Origin of the sequence: Virgisporangium aurantiacum (assembly GCF_016863635.1) — a bacterium.
Taxonomy (GTDB): domain Bacteria; phylum Actinomycetota; class Actinomycetes; order Mycobacteriales; family Micromonosporaceae; genus Virgisporangium; species Virgisporangium aurantiacum.
Genome location: NZ_BOPG01000014.1, coordinates 37,505 through 51,514, shown reverse-complemented (window position 1 = coordinate 51,514; position 14,010 = coordinate 37,505). Strand labels below are relative to the sequence as shown.

Here is a 14,010-nt window from a genome sequence, read left to right as displayed (position 1 = left end):
CTCGCAACAAGACCGTTGACGGGGCGATCCAAAAATGTACACTCCCGATGTAATTACTTTGATCGGCTCGTACCTCGCATCACCAGGCGCGTCCCCGGCGCGGTAGCGCCCCACCCCACCCCAGAGGTGAAGATGAGCCCGCCGTCCGCTGATCCCCCGGATACCGGTATCGGCAGTACCGGTATCCGCAACACCGGTGCCAGCCTCGACCTGAGCGGCATCGGCGTGAACTTCGGTGGCCTGGTGGCACTGGAAGACGTGTCGCTGGCCGTTCCGGCCGGCAGCGTCGTCGGTGTCATCGGGCCCAACGGTGCCGGAAAGACCACGCTGTTCAACGTCGTGTGCGGGTTCGTGGAGCCCAGCAACGGAAGCATCACGTTCGACGGCCGGCCGTTGCGGCCGAAGCCGCACCAGCTGGCGCGCCGGGGAATCGTGCGCACCCTCCAGGGTGTCGGGCTGTTCCGGGGCCTGTCGGTGCTGGAGAACGTGATGGCCGGCGCGACGCACACGTCCGACGCGGGTTTCCTGTCGGCGCTGTTCGGGCTGCCCCGCAGCGACCGCGACGAGCGCCGGCTGCGCGCCGAGGCGGTCGCCCGGCTCGACGAGCTGGGCGTCGCCGACCACGCCGGTGCCTACCCGGAGACGTTGCCGTACGCGGTGCGCAAGCGCGTCGCCCTGGCCCGGGCGTTGGTGGCGAGGCCGCGGCTGCTGCTGCTCGACGAGCCCGCCGGCGGTCTCTCCGCGGAGGACATCGAGGAACTGGCCGCGCTGATCGTCGGGTTGCCCGCGCGGTCGGAGGGAGCCTGCTCGGTGATGCTGGTCGAGCACCACATGGACCTGGTGATGCAGGTGTGCACGGGAATCGTCGTGCTCGACTTCGGCCGCGTCATCGCATCCGGTACGCCGCAGGAGATCCGCGACAACCCCGCGGTCGCCGAGGCCTATCTCGGTGCGGAGGTCACGTCATGACGCTGCTGGAAGTGAAGGACCTCAGCTCCGGCTACGGCGCGGTGCCCGTCCTGCGCGACGTGAACCTCACCGTTCCACAGGGGACGATCACCGCGGTGCTGGGCGCCAACGGCGCCGGCAAGACCACGTTGCTGCGCACGCTCACCGGCCTGGTGAAGCCGACCGGCGGCAGCGTCACGTACAACGGCACCGATCTGCGCGGCTGCAAGGTCGAGCAGTACGTGCAGCGCGGCATCGCGCACGTGCCCGAGGGCCGCGGCGTCGTCGCCGAACTCACCGTCGAGGAGAACCTGCGGCTCGGCGGGTTGTGGCGCAAGGACAAGGCCGACGCGAAGAAGGCCACCGACGAGGTCTACGAGCTGTTCGAGCCGTTGGCCCGCCGGCGCCGCCATCTCGGGCACCAGTTGTCCGGCGGGGAACGGCAGATGCTCGCGGTGGGGCGGGCGCTGATCGCGCGTCCCGAACTGTTGTTGCTCGACGAACCGTCGCTCGGTCTCGCGCCGAAGGTGACAGCGCAGATCATGGCGCTGCTGCGGCGGTTGCGTGACTCCACCGGTCTCACCGTGCTGCTGGTGGAGCAGAACGTCCGCAGCGCGTTGTCGATCGCCGACCAGGGCGTGGTGATGTCGCTCGGCCGCGTCGTCATGACCACCGACGCCGACCGGTTGCGCGACGACGAGTCCCTCCGCCACGCGTACCTCGGTTTCTAGGGGGATTGCCTTGGAACGCTTTGTCTTCCTCACCTTCGACGGCGTGTCGAGGGGCGCGATCTACGCCGCGTTCGCGCTCGCGCTGGTGCTCATCTGGCGGGCCGCGCGGGTGGTGAACTTCGCGCAGGGCGCGATGGCCGTGGTCACCGCGTACGCGGCCTACCTCGTCTCCGACTCGACCGGCTCGTACCTGCTGGGGCTCGTGGTCGGGCTCGTCGGCGGGTTCCTGCTCGGCGCGGCCGTGGAGCGCGGGCTGATGCGGTTCGTCGGCCACGCGAATCCGCTCAACGACGTCATCGTCGCGCTCGGGCTGGTGCTGTTCCTCACCGCGGTCGTCGGCATCATCTGGGGCGGCGAGTACCGGGCGGCGAACCATCCGTTCGGCACCGCGGCGATCGAGGTCGGCGGCGTACCGCTGATGACCCAGTACGACCTGTTCATCTACGGGTCGGTCGCCACGATCGTGGTGCTGCTGGCGTTGCTGTTCACGCGCACCGCGATCGGGCTACGGATGCGGGCCGCGGCGTTCGCGCCCGAGGTGTCGCGACTGCTGGGTGTGCGCGTCGGCCGGATGCTCACGCTGGGCTGGGCGCTGGCGGCGCTGGTCGGTTCGCTCGCCGGCATCCTCATCCTGCCCACCGAACTCGGCCTGCATCCGCACGCGATGGACCTCGTGTTCGCGTCCGCGTTCACGGCCGCCGTGGTGGGTGGTCTCGACAGCCCGGTCGGCGCCGTCGTCGGCGGCATCATCGTCGGGCTGATCCTGTCCTACGTCAGCGGATACCTCGGCGCCGCCGTGACGCCCATCGCGGTGCTCGTGGTGCTGCTCGGCGTCCTGCTGTTCCGGCCGGGCGGAATCTTCTCCAGCGTGCGAGCGAGGACGGTATGACGACCACGGAAAAAGCGCGCGAGACCGTGCCGGTGACGCCGCAGCGTTCGCCCTTGCGCCGCTTCGTTTCCGCCGGCATCGCGCCGGCACTGCCGGGCCGTGGCGGCTCGACCCTGCTGCGGCACCTGATCTGGGTGGCCGTCGGCGCGATCCTCGTCTACTTCATCAGCTACGGCATCGAGCCGTTCCGCAACTACCAGTTGGCGACCGTCGCCGCGTACCTGTGCGTCACGGTCGGGCTCACGATGCTCACCGGGCTCAACGGTCAACTGTCGTTGGGGCACGGCGCGTTCATGGCGTGCGGCGCGTACACGGTCGCGTTGATGCAGAACGAGTTCAGCGACCGCAACCTCCTCGGCAACTGGACGCTGCTGGTGTCGTTGCCGTTGGGCGTGATCGTCGCGTCGCTCGCGGGTCTCGTCATCGGGATGTGCGCGGCCCGGCTGCGCGGCCCGTACCTCGCCGGCGTGACGCTCGCGGTCGCGCTCGTCGTGCCGGCATTCACCACGCGGTTCGCGAGCGTCTTCAACGCCGACCAGGGCTTGTCGGTCTACGTCGAACCGTCGCCGGCCGCGCTCGGCCCGTACTTCCCGCCCGAGCGGTGGCTGGCCTGGATCGCCATCATCTGCGCCCTGGTGGCGGTGCTGTTCGTCGCCAACCTCGTACAGAGCCGGTTCGGCCGTTCGTTCAAAGCCGTCCGGGACGACGAGGTGGCCGCCCGGTTGTGCGGCATCCATGTCGCCCGCACTCAGGTGCTGGCGTTCGTGGTGAGCGCGGCGTGCGCCGGTCTCGGCGGCGGCGTGCTCGCGGTCATCTCGCAGAGCGTGTCGCCCAGCGTCTTCGGGTTGACGCTCTCGCTCAACCTGTTGCTCGCGATCGTGCTCGGCGGGCTGGGAAGCCTGTTCGGCGCGGCGTGGGGCGCGCTGCTGCTCGTCGTCCTCCCGTATCTCACCACCGAAATGACCCGCAGCTTCGAGATGAGCCGGGCCATGGCCAACAAGCTCGAAGGAAACCTGCCGCTGGCGATCTTCGGGCTCACCCTGATCATCGTGATGCTTCTGGCGCCCGGCGGCATCCAGGGCGCGTTCCGCAAGGCCGGTTTCGCCATCCGCCGGCGCCTGCGTGCCCGTAAAGCCTGAACCTGTAGAACCCGAACCCACCCTCTTCGCAGGAAACCCACCACCAACCCACCCGAACAGGAGAGCCATGCATCGCATCGCACGGCGCGGCATCGCGATCGCCGCCGCGCTCACGCTCGTTGCGGCGGTCGCCGCGTGCTCCGACGAAGCACCCGACGAGGGCGGCACCGCCGAGAACGTTCCCGGTGTCACCGCCGATTCGATCACCTTCGGCACGCACATGCCGCTGACCGGTCCGGCCGCGGCCGGTTACTCGAAGATCGCGCCCGCCACCAAGGCATACTTCGACTACGTCAACAAGAACGGCGGCGTGCACGGCCGTCAGATCAAATACCTGATCGAGGACGACGCCTACAACCCGGCGAACACCCAGAACCTGGTGCGCAAGCTGGTGTTGGAGGACAAGGTCTTCGCGATCCTCAACGGTCTGGGGACGCCCACCCACACCGGCGTGCTCGACTTCCTCAAGCAGCAGAAGGTTCCCGACCTGTTCGTCGCGTCCGGCAGCCGTAGCTGGGACCAGCCCGACAAGTACCCGGGCACGTTCGGCTTCCAGCCTGACTACACGGTCGAGGGCAAGATCATGGCCGACTACGTGAAGCAGAACTTCTCCGGCCAGACCGTCTGCCACTTCGGCCAGGACGACGACTTCGGCCGCGACAGCCTCGCCGGCGTCGAGAAGATCCTGACCCCGGCCGGCGTCAAGGAGAAGCAGAAGTACGTCACCTCCAACGCCAACATCACGCCGCAGATCCAGGCGTTCAAGACGGCCGGCTGCCAGGTCGTCATCTCCGGCACCATTCCCGGCTTCACCGCCCGGGCGCTGGGCACCGCCGCGCAGCTCGCGTTCAAGCCGCAGTGGGTGGTCTCCAGCGTCGGCGCCGACAACCTGACGCTCTCCGGCCTGCTCGGCCAGAACAAGGGCCTCCTCGAGGGTCTGCTCAGCGTCGGCTACCTGCCGATCGCGACCGACGAGTCGAACCCGTGGATCCAGCTCTACAAGAAGGTCAACGCGGAACACAACGCGAACGCGCCGTTCGACAACAACATCGTGTTCGGCATGACCGTGGGCTACCTGACCGTGCAGGCGCTGCAGAAGGCCGGCAAGAACCTGACCCGTGACAAGATCATCGAGGCGATCCAGTCGGGCGGCTTCAAGAACGCCGCGGCCGGCCCGTACCGGTACTCGAAGACCGACCACTCGGGCATCGGCGGCATGCAGATGGGCAAGATCTCCGGCGGGTCACAGGCCGCGTTTGGCCCGGTGCTGGAGACCGACGAGGCCGACGGCGCCGTGAAGGAGTACTCGGAGAAGGCCACCGCGCCGCCGGGCAACGGCATTCCGTCCTGATGTGACACGCGAGCGGGCCGCCACAACGGGGTGGCGGCCCGCTTCGTCTGTCAGAAATAAAGACGGGCGACGGTCTGCGCGACGCAGATCGGCTTCTCGCCGCCCTCCCGCTCCAGCGTCACCTCGTTGGTGACCTGGTAGCCGCCGTCCTTCGTCTGCTCGACGCTCATCAGCGTGGCGCCCGCGCGGACCTTGCTGCCGACCGGCAGCGGCGACGGGAACCGCACCTTGTTCGTGCCGTAGTTGATGCCCATCCGCACGCCCTCGATCGCGTAGATCTCGGGCGTGAGCGCCGGGAACAACGACAGCGACAGGAACCCGTGCGCGATCGTCGTCTTGAACGGTCCGGCGGCGGCCTTCTCGGTGTCGACGTGGATCCACTGGTGGTCGCCGGTGGCGTCGGCGAACTTGTTCACCCGGTCCTGGTCGATCACGTGCCAGTCGCTGTAGCCCAGGTGCTCACCGACGGCGGCGGTGAGATCCTCGGGGGAGGTGAAGATCCGCATGTACGGCTCTCCTTTCAGCTCAGCTCATTCTCTCGATGATCATTGCCATGCCCTGGCCGCCGCCGACGCACATCGTCTCCAGGCCGATCTGCTTGTCGTGCCAGCCGAGCGAGTTGATGAGGGTGGTCGTGATCCGGGCGCCGGTCATGCCGAACGGATGACCGACCGCGATCGCACCCCCGTTCACGTTGAGCTTCTCCCAGTCGGGGCTGAGGTCGGCCGCGCTGGGGACGACCTGCGCCGCGAACGCCTCGTTGATCTCGACCAGGTCGACGTCGTCGATGGTCATCTTCGCGCGGGCGAGCGCCTGGCGCGAGGCTTCCACCGGTCCGAGCCCCATGATTTCCGGCGACAGCGCCGACACGCCGGTCGAGACGATCCGCGCGAGCGGCGTGACGCCCAGTTCGCGGGCCTTCGTGTCCGACATGATCACGACCGCGGCGGCGCCGTCGTTGAGCGGGCAGCAGTTGCCGGCGGTCACCGTGCCGTCGGGCCGGAAGACCGGCTTGAGGTTGGCGACGGCCTCCAGCGTGACGTTGGCGCGCGGACCGTCGTCCCTGCTCACCACCGTGCCGTCGGGAAGCGTGACGGGCGTGATCTCGCGGGCCCAGAAGCCGCTCGCGATGGCCGCTTCGGCGAGGTTCTGGGAGCGGACGCCGAACTCGTCCTGGAGTTCTCTCGTGATTCCCTTGGCGTACGCCAGGTTCTCGGCGGTCTGGCCCATCGCGATGTAGATGTCGGGGATCAGGCTGTCCTCGCGCGGGTCGTGCCACGCTTCGTTGGTCTCCGCCCGCTTCGCCGTGCGCTCCAGCGCCTCGGCGAAGTCGGGGTTGTGGGTGTCGGGGAGGCCGTCGCTGCGTCCCTTTCCGTAGCGGGAGACGCATTCCACGCCGGCCGAGACGAAGATGTCGCCCTCGCCGGCCCTGATGGCGTGGAACGCCATGCGGGTGGTCTGCAGCGACGACGAGCAGTACCGGTTGACGGTGGTGCCGGGCAGCGTGTCGAGCCCGAGTTTCACGGCGATCACCCGGGCGAGGTTGTAACCCTGCTCGCCGGCCGGCTGGGCGCAGCCGACCATGAGATCGTCGATCGTGGCGGGGTCGAGCTGCGGCACCTTGTCGAGCGCGGCGCGCACGATCGTGGTGGCGAGATCGTCGGGGCGCAGCTGGGTCAGGGACCCTTTGCCGGCGCGTCCGATGGGGGAGCGGGCGGTGGAGACGATGACGGCCTCGGCCACGGTGGGGGTCCTCTCGGGTCGGTTCTGGCATACCCGGCGTTGCTTTCCTGGGGCTGGCTCCATAGTATCTGCACTTACGATGCATAAATAGGGGAGCGTATGACTGGACGTCTTGCCGGCCGGGTGGCCATCGTCACCGGCGCCAGCCGCGGTATCGGGCTCGGCATCGCGACCCGGCTGGTGGCCGAGGGCGCGAAGGTCGGCATCACCGCCCGCAAGCCGGAGGCGCTGGCCGAAGCCGTCGCGTCCCTCGGCGCTGATCACGCCGTCGCGATTCCCGGCAAGGCCGACGACGCCGACCACCGGTCGGAGGCCGTGGAACGGGTGGGCGCGGCGTTCGGGCCGGTCGACATCCTCGTCAACAACACCGGGATCAACCCCGTGTACGGGTCGCTGGCCGAGCTCGACCTCGCCGCCGCGCGGAAGATCTTCGAGGTCAACGTGCTGAGCTCGCTGGCCTGGGTGCAGGAACTGTGCCGCACCGGGCTGGCGGAGCGGGGCGGGGCGATCGTGAACGTGTCCTCGATGGCGGGGCTGCGCCCGTCGGGCGGGATCGCGTTCTACGGCGTCACCAAGGCGGCGCTGAACCACCTCACGATGAATCTGGCCGCGGAGCTCGCGCCCAACGTGCGGGTGAACGCGGTGGCGCCGGCCGTGGTGAAGACGCGCTTCGCCTCCGCGCTGTACGAGAACGACGAAGAGGCGGCGGCAAGCGCTTACCCGTTGAAGCGACTGGGCGTGCCGTCCGACGTCGCGGGTGCGGTGGCGTTCCTCGTGTCGGACGACGCGGCCTGGATCACCGGACAGACCCTCGCGATCGACGGCGGCGCGCTCCTCGGGCGGGCCTGAATGCTTCCCGGGTTGGACCTCCATGTCCTCCGCCGTTACCTCGACGACGCGGTTCCCGGCCTGGTGCGCGGTGACCTGTCGGGCGAGGTGATCGCCGGCGGCCGGTCGAACCTGACGTACGTCGTCACCGACGGCACCGACCGGTGGGTGGTGCGGCGCCCGCCGCTCGGTCACGTGCTCGCCACCGCGCACGACATGGGCCGCGAGTACCGCGTGTTGACAGCGCTCTCCCCGACGGGCTACCCGGTGCCGTCGACCATCACGTTCTCCGCCGACCCGGACCTCGTCGGCGCGCCGTTCTACGTGATGCAGTTCGTCGAGGGTGACGTGCACCGGGAAGCGTCGTCCCTGGCGGCGTTCGTCCCGTCGCTCATCTTCGATCTTGTCGACCGGTTGGCGGATCTGCATGCCGTGGACTACGGATCGGTCGGGCTGGGCGACTTCGGGCGGCCCGACGGCTACAACGAGCGCCAGGTGCGGCGCTGGAAGAAGCAGCTCGACCTGTCGCGCAGCCGTTCGGTTCCCGGGCTGGATGAGCTGCATCTGCTTCTGGCCGCTTCGCCGCCGCCGGTGCGGCAGGGGACGATCGTGCACGGCGACTTCCGCATCGACAACGCGATCGCGGTGGGAACCCGGATCGTCGGCGTGCTCGACTGGGAGATGTCGACGCTCGGCGACCCGCTCAGCGACCTGGCGCTGCTGCTCCTCTACACGGCCGACCGGACCCTGTCGGTGCCCGGGCATCCGAGCCTCGACGACATGGTCTCCCAATACGCGTCCCGGTCCGGGCGCGACGTCTCCGACCTGCACTGGTACCGGGCGATGGCCGCGTTCAAGCTCGCCGTCATCTCGGAGGGCATCCACTTCCGTTTCACGCAGGGGCTGACGGTGGGCGACGGCTTCGACGTGGTCGGCGAACGGGTGGCCCCGCTCGCCGCGATGGGACACGACTTCCTGGGGGAGAACTGATGGACTTCGCGTACGACGCAACGACCGTCGAGTACCGGGACCGGCTCCTCGCGTTCATGGAGGAACACGTTTTCCCGGCCGAGCCGGTGTTCGCCCGGGAGTTGGAACAGCGGAACGACCCGTGGTCGATCCCACCGGTCGTCGCCGTACTGGGCGCCGAGGCGCGCCGGCGCGGCCTGTGGAACCTGTTCCTTCCCGGCGAGCACGGCGCGGGCCTGACCAACCTGCAGTACGCGCCGCTCGCCGAGATCACCGGACGCAGCGGGCTGGGGCCGATGGCGCTCAACTGCGCCGCGCCCGACACCGGCAACATGGAACTGCTGGCGCAGTTCGGCACCGAGGCGCAGCGCAAGGAGTGGCTGGAACCGTTGCTGGAGGGGCGGATCCGGTCGGCGTTCGCGATGACCGAGCCGGCGGTCGCCTCGTCCGACGCGACGAACGTCGAGACCCGCATCGAACGCGACGGCGACGGGTACGTCGTCAACGGCCGGAAGTGGTTCATCACCGGCGCGCTGAACCCGAACTGCCGCATCTTCATCGTGATGGGCAAGACCGATCCGGCCGCGCCCCGGCACCGGCAGCAGAGCCAGATCCTGGTTCCGCGCGACACCCCCGGGCTGAGCGTCGTCCGCGCCATGCGGGTCTTCGGTTATTCCGACGACGACCACGGCGGCCACGGCGAGGTCGTGTTCGACAACGTGCGGGTGCCGGCCGAGAACCTCATCGGCGGCGAGGGCGACGGGTTCGCGATCTCCCAGGCCCGCCTCGGCCCCGGCCGGATCCACCACTGCATGCGCCTCATCGGCACGGCCGAGCGCGCGATCGAGCTCATGTGCCGCCGCGCGGTGGCGCGCACCGCGTTCGGGAAAGCGCTTGCCGACCAGGGTGTGGTGCAGGACTGGATCGCCGAGGCCCGGGTCCGCGTCGAGCAGGCGCGCCTCCTGGTGCTGAAGACCGCCTGGCTGATGGACACCGTGGGCAATCAGGGCGCGCACACCGAGATCCAAGCCATCAAGATCGCCGTGCCGTCGACGGTGGAATGGATCCTCGACAAGGCGATCCAGGCCCACGGCGCCGCCGGCGTGAGCCAGGACACGCCGTTGGCGCGCCTGTGGAGCGGCGCCCGATCACTGCGTCTGGCCGACGGCCCGGACGAGGTCCACCGCCGTTCGCTGGCACGCCGCGAACTAGCCCCATATCGGGCCGCTTCGGGACAGGTCTAGACTTCCCGCTTGGCCTGGCGAGCCCCTGACCACTACAAACCGACGAAGGACAGCTTGCGATGACCGACATCGAAGCGTCGAATCGGGTCGACGGCCGGTCGGCGCGCTCCGAGCGCACCCGACGGGCGATCGTGGCCGCACACCTCGCCCTGATCGACGAGGGTGACCTCAAGCCCACCGGCGAACGCATCGCCGAGCGGGCCGGGGTATCGCTACGCACCCTGTGGACGAACTTCAAGGACATGGAGACGCTGTTCGCGGCGTCCGGTGAACTGGTCAAGGAGCGCCAGGACGCCATGTACCGGCGCATCGAGCCGGAGTTGCCGCTCGTCGAACGGGTGGAGGAGTTCTGCTCCCAGCGCGTCGAGGTGCTCGAGATGCTGGCGCCGTCGGCACGGGCGTCGTCGTTGCGCGAGCCGTTCTCGGCCCAGCTGCGGATCAACCGGGCCCGCAACATCGCCCGGGCGCGCCGCCAGATCGAGGAGGTCTTCGAGACGGAGCTGGCGTCGGCCGTGGAACGCGACCAGCTGGTGAACGCGATCACGGTGGCGAGCACGTGGTCGTCGTGGTCGATGATGCGCGACGCCCTCCAGATGCCGATCGACGACGCGGAGGCCATCATGCGGCGGATGGTGGCCGCACTGCTTCAGTAGGGCGTCCTCAGAACACGACCACCGACCGGCCGCCCTCGCCGCGGGCCATGCGCTCGAACGCTCCTGGTGCGTCATCGAGCTCGATGCGATCGGTGATCAGCGGCCCGAGGTTCAACGTCTTGTTGAGCACGGAGGCGGCGAGCGCCGGCACGTCGCGGTCGGGATCAGCGGCCCCGTACACCGACGACCGCAGCACCTTCGCGGAGTGGAAGATGTCCAGCGCGCCGAGGCTGACCATGTCGTCGCGGCGTCCCATGCCGACGACGGTCACCTGGCCACCGCGGCGGGTGGCCCGCCACGCGGCCTGGATCGTCGCCGACCGGCCGACGCACTCGAAGGCGTGGTCGACGCCGCGCCCCTCGGTGAGCCCGCGCACCGCCTTGGCGAGCCGCTCGTCGGAGACCAGGTAGTCGGTGGCGCCGACCGCCTCGGCGAGCGGGCGCTTGGCCTCGGACACGTCCACCGCGATCACCGGCGCGGCCCCGGCCGCCCGCGCGGCGAGCACCACCGACAGCCCGACCCCGCCCAGCCCGATCACCAGGACGGACTCGCCGTCCCGGACGGCGGCGGTGTTGCGTACGGCCCCCGTACCCGTGAGCACCGCGCAGCCGAGCAGCGCCGCCACGTCGGCCGGCACGCCGGCCGGGACCTTGACGACGGCGTTCCCCGGCACGAGCACCTCCTCGGCGAGCGCTCCGAGCCCGAGCGTGACGCTCACCGGAGTGCCGTCCGCCGTTGTGCCGCCGGGCTTCGCCGGGCCGGCGGCCGTCTCGCACAGCCACGGCTGACCGTGGGTGCAGTGCCAGCACTGCCGGCAGGCCGGTGACCAGTTGAGCACCACCTCGTCGCCGGCGCTCACGTGCGTCACCCGATCGCCCGCCGCGACCACGACGCCGGCCGCCTCGTGGCCGAGCACGAGCGGAAAGCTCGGCGCGAGCGTGCCGTTGATCATCGACAGGTCGGAGTGGCAGACCCCGGCCGCGCGGACCCTGACCCGGACGCTGTCCGGACCGAGGTCGGGCAGCGTGATGTCCTCGACCACGAGCGGCCCGTCGACGCCCCGCGAAACCAGCGCTCTGACCATCGTGTCTCCCCTCCGGATCCGCGAACCGTACCCCGCCACCTTCTGCGCGGAGAAACCTAACACTGGAAGTTTAATGCGGGTAGTCTCCCGCCATGGACCTCACCCTCAGCCCGGAGCAACAGGCCGTCCGGGAGCTTGCGGCCGGGTTCGTCGACCGCGAGATCGTGCCCCACGCCGCCGAGTGGGACCGGCGCGAGCGGGTCGACACCGGCATCGTCGAGAAGCTCGGCGACCTCGGGTTCCTCGGGCTCACCATCCCCGAGGAGCACGGCGGTTCGGACGGCGACCACCTCACCTACTGCCTGGTGCTCGAGGAGCTCGGCCGGGGCGACTCCGCCGTGCGCGGCATGGTGTCGGTGTCGCTCGGGCTCGTCGGCAAGTCGATCGCCGGGTTCGGGACGCCGGAGCAGCAGCGGGAGTGGCTGCCGCGCCTGTGTTCCGGGAAAGCGCTTGCCTGCTTCGCGCTCACCGAGCCCGACACCGGGTCCGACGCGGCCTCCCTCAAGACCCGAGCCGACAAGGACGGCGGCGACTACCTCATCACCGGCTCGAAGATGTTCATCACCAACGGCACCTGGGCCGACGTGGTGCTGGTGTTCGCCCGCACCGGCGGCCCCGGTCACCGCGGGGTAAGCGCTTTCCTCGTCCCCACCACCGCGGCGGGCCTGACCCGCCGCGAGATCCACGGCAAGCTCGGCCTGCGCGGCCAGGCCACGGCCGAGCTGGTGTTCGACCACGTCCGCGTCCCGGCCGACGCGATGCTGGGCCCGGAAGGAAAGGGCTTTCGCGTGGCGATGACCGCGCTCGCCAAGGGACGCATGTCCGTGGCGGCCGGGTGCGTCGGCATCGCGCAGGGCTGCCTCGACGCGGCGGTCGCCTACGCGCGGCAGCGCGTGCAGTTCGACAAGCCGATCGCCGCCCATCAACTGGTGCAGAGCCTGCTCGCGAACATCGCCGTCGACACCGAGGCCGCCCGGATGCTGGTGTGGAGAACGGCCGACCTGATCGACCGCGGCGAGCCGTTCGCCACCGAGGCGTCGATGGCGAAGCTGTTCGCGAGCGAGGCCGCCGTGCGCGCGGCGAACAACGCGCTGCAGGTGTTCGGCGGTTACGGCTACATCGACGAGTACCCGGTCGGCAAGTACCTGCGCGACGCCCGGGTCATGACCCTGTACGAGGGCACGAGCCAGATCCAGGAACTGCTGATCGGCCGTGCCCTCACCGGAATCAACGCATTCGGAGGAACAACGTGAGGTTCACCGACCGGGTTGCCGTCGTCACCGGTGGCGCACAGGGAATCGGCGCCGCCACCGCGGCGATGCTCGCACAGGGCGGTGCGCGCGTCGCAGTGGTCGATCTCACAGCGGATCGTTCGGCGTCGATCGTGGAAAAGATCACATCTGACGGCGGCCGCGCGCTCGCGATCGGCTGCGACGTGACCGACGCGGACGCCGTCACCGCGATGGCCGGGCAGGTCTTCGAGACGTGGGGACGCGTCGACATCCTGGTCAACAACGCCGGCATCACCCGCGACAACATGCTGTTCAAGATGCCCGAGGCAGACTGGAACGCCGTGCTCACCACGAACCTGACCAGCATGTTCCTGTGCTGCCAGGCGGTGCAGAAGTACATGGTGGAGCAGCGCTACGGCAAGATCGTCAACCTGAGCAGCCGGTCTGCGCTGGGCAACCGCGGACAGGTCAACTACGCGGCCGCCAAGGCCGGCGTTCAGGGGCTGACCGCGACGCTGGCGATCGAACTCGGGCAATTCAACATCAACGTCAACGCCGTGGCACCCGGCTACATCGCCACCGCGATGACCGCCGCCACCGCCGAACGCGTCGGCGCGACGCCGGAGGAGCACCAGAAGCACGTCGCGGCGAGCACTCCGCTACGCCGGGTCGGCCAGCCGGAGGAGGTGGCGTCGGTGATCGCGTTCCTCGCCAGCGACGACGCGTCCTACGTGAGCGGCCAGACCCTGTACGTGAACGGCGGCGCCCGCTGAGGATCGCCAAAGCAGCGGGCGCCGGCGCGGGTCAGACGCCAGCGTCCGCTGAGAAGGCCGAGCAGGTCCGGTCCGCCGCGCCGATCTGGCCCTGACCGACGCGGCGGACCGTAGCTACCAGTCCCTAGGCATCCGCAATGGCCGAATGCCGAGGCCGATTGAAGAACCGTGCCCAGCACGCCTCCTGAGCCAGCCGCATCAGCGGACCCAGATCGAGACGCCCGGCGGGAGGCACCGCCGACCGCCTCTCCACCGGAGGCAGTTCCACCGGGAACGCCGGCAGGCGGCGTCCGCCGGCCGCGTTGACCGTCCAGCGGGACCGGTAGGCCGTGTCGAAGTTCTGCGCGGCCCGCCGGCCGACCCCGTTGTACGCACGCTCGCGGTCAGCGTCCATCGCTGCGCCCTCCCATCAGGGCCCTCCCATCA

15 protein-coding genes are annotated in these 14,010 nt (G+C 69.7%); 11 read left to right on the top strand and 4 right to left on the bottom strand.

The window, feature by feature from the left end:
* Nucleotides 1–132: 132 nt before the first annotated feature.
* From Vau01_RS13295 to Vau01_RS13275, 5 genes are all read left to right on the top strand, one after another.
* On the top strand, nt 133–969 hold the full coding sequence (locus Vau01_RS13295) for an ABC transporter ATP-binding protein (RefSeq protein ID WP_203991585.1): 837 nt from the start codon (nt 133–135) through the stop codon (nt 967–969).
* Nucleotides 966–1,679, top strand: coding sequence for an ABC transporter ATP-binding protein (locus Vau01_RS13290; RefSeq protein ID WP_203991582.1), 714 nt, complete (start codon nt 966–968; stop codon nt 1,677–1,679). The genes Vau01_RS13295 and Vau01_RS13290 overlap by 4 nt, the downstream gene beginning before the upstream one ends.
* A 10-nt stretch (nt 1,680–1,689) precedes the next feature.
* The gene (locus tag Vau01_RS13285; RefSeq protein ID WP_203991580.1) at nt 1,690–2,568 is read left to right on the top strand and encodes a branched-chain amino acid ABC transporter permease; all 879 of its coding nucleotides are present in this window, start codon (nt 1,690–1,692) and stop codon (nt 2,566–2,568) included.
* Nucleotides 2,565–3,707: a branched-chain amino acid ABC transporter permease gene (locus tag Vau01_RS13280; RefSeq protein WP_203991577.1), complete on the top strand. Its 1,143-nt coding sequence runs from the start codon at nt 2,565–2,567 to the stop codon at nt 3,705–3,707. The genes Vau01_RS13285 and Vau01_RS13280 overlap by 4 nt, the downstream gene beginning before the upstream one ends.
* Nucleotides 3,708–3,774: 67 nt before the next feature.
* A complete protein-coding gene (locus tag Vau01_RS13275) occupies nt 3,775–5,058 on the top strand; it encodes an ABC transporter substrate-binding protein (protein ID WP_203991574.1) in 1,284 nt (427 codons plus the stop codon).
* A gap of 50 nt (nt 5,059–5,108) precedes the next feature.
* Here Vau01_RS13275 and Vau01_RS13270 read toward each other — a convergent pair whose 3' ends face one another.
* Nucleotides 5,109–5,564 (bottom strand): MaoC family dehydratase, encoded by a 456-nt coding sequence (locus tag Vau01_RS13270; RefSeq protein WP_203991571.1) that lies wholly within the window; start codon nt 5,562–5,564, stop codon nt 5,109–5,111.
* Nucleotides 5,565–5,583: 19 nt separating this feature from the next.
* Complete coding sequence (locus Vau01_RS13265) at nt 5,584–6,801, bottom strand: acetyl-CoA C-acetyltransferase (RefSeq protein WP_203991568.1); 1,218 nt, start codon at nt 6,799–6,801, stop codon at nt 5,584–5,586.
* Between the two features lie 99 nt (nt 6,802–6,900).
* Here Vau01_RS13265 and Vau01_RS13260 point away from each other — a divergent pair, with 99 nt between their 5' ends.
* From Vau01_RS13260 to Vau01_RS13245, 4 genes are read left to right on the top strand one after another with little or no spacing between them, the layout of a single operon-like run.
* The gene (locus Vau01_RS13260; RefSeq protein ID WP_203991565.1) at nt 6,901–7,650 is read left to right on the top strand and encodes an SDR family oxidoreductase; all 750 of its coding nucleotides are present in this window, start codon (nt 6,901–6,903) and stop codon (nt 7,648–7,650) included.
* A 12-nt stretch (nt 7,651–7,662) separates the two neighbouring features.
* A complete protein-coding gene (locus Vau01_RS13255) occupies nt 7,663–8,619 on the top strand; it encodes a phosphotransferase family protein (protein ID WP_239151555.1) in 957 nt (318 codons plus the stop codon).
* Complete coding sequence (locus Vau01_RS13250) at nt 8,619–9,842, top strand: acyl-CoA dehydrogenase family protein (RefSeq protein ID WP_203991558.1); 1,224 nt, start codon at nt 8,619–8,621, stop codon at nt 9,840–9,842. The genes Vau01_RS13255 and Vau01_RS13250 overlap by 1 nt, the downstream gene beginning before the upstream one ends.
* Before the next feature lie 59 nt (nt 9,843–9,901).
* The gene (locus tag Vau01_RS13245; protein WP_203991553.1) at nt 9,902–10,495 is read left to right on the top strand and encodes a TetR/AcrR family transcriptional regulator; all 594 of its coding nucleotides are present in this window, start codon (nt 9,902–9,904) and stop codon (nt 10,493–10,495) included.
* A gap of 7 nt (nt 10,496–10,502) precedes the next feature.
* On the opposite strand, the gene Vau01_RS13240 is transcribed toward Vau01_RS13245, so the two are convergent.
* On the bottom strand, nt 10,503–11,579 hold the full coding sequence (locus Vau01_RS13240; protein WP_203991550.1) for an alcohol dehydrogenase catalytic domain-containing protein: 1,077 nt from the start codon (nt 11,577–11,579) through the stop codon (nt 10,503–10,505).
* A 92-nt stretch (nt 11,580–11,671) separates the two neighbouring features.
* On the opposite strand from Vau01_RS13240, the gene Vau01_RS13235 reads away from it, so the two are divergent.
* Nucleotides 11,672–12,832 (top strand): acyl-CoA dehydrogenase family protein, encoded by a 1,161-nt coding sequence (locus tag Vau01_RS13235; RefSeq protein ID WP_203991547.1) that lies wholly within the window; start codon nt 11,672–11,674, stop codon nt 12,830–12,832.
* Nucleotides 12,829–13,584 (top strand): 3-oxoacyl-ACP reductase FabG, encoded by a 756-nt coding sequence (gene fabG / locus Vau01_RS13230; RefSeq protein WP_203991545.1) that lies wholly within the window; start codon nt 12,829–12,831, stop codon nt 13,582–13,584. The genes Vau01_RS13235 and fabG overlap by 4 nt, the downstream gene beginning before the upstream one ends.
* Before the next feature lie 124 nt (nt 13,585–13,708).
* Here fabG and Vau01_RS13225 read toward each other — a convergent pair whose 3' ends face one another.
* Nucleotides 13,709–13,978 carry a hypothetical protein gene (locus Vau01_RS13225; RefSeq protein WP_203991543.1) on the bottom strand — a complete coding sequence of 90 codons (270 nt, stop codon included), beginning with the start codon at nt 13,976–13,978 and terminating at the stop codon, nt 13,709–13,711.
* Nucleotides 13,979–14,010: the final 32 nt, after the last annotated feature.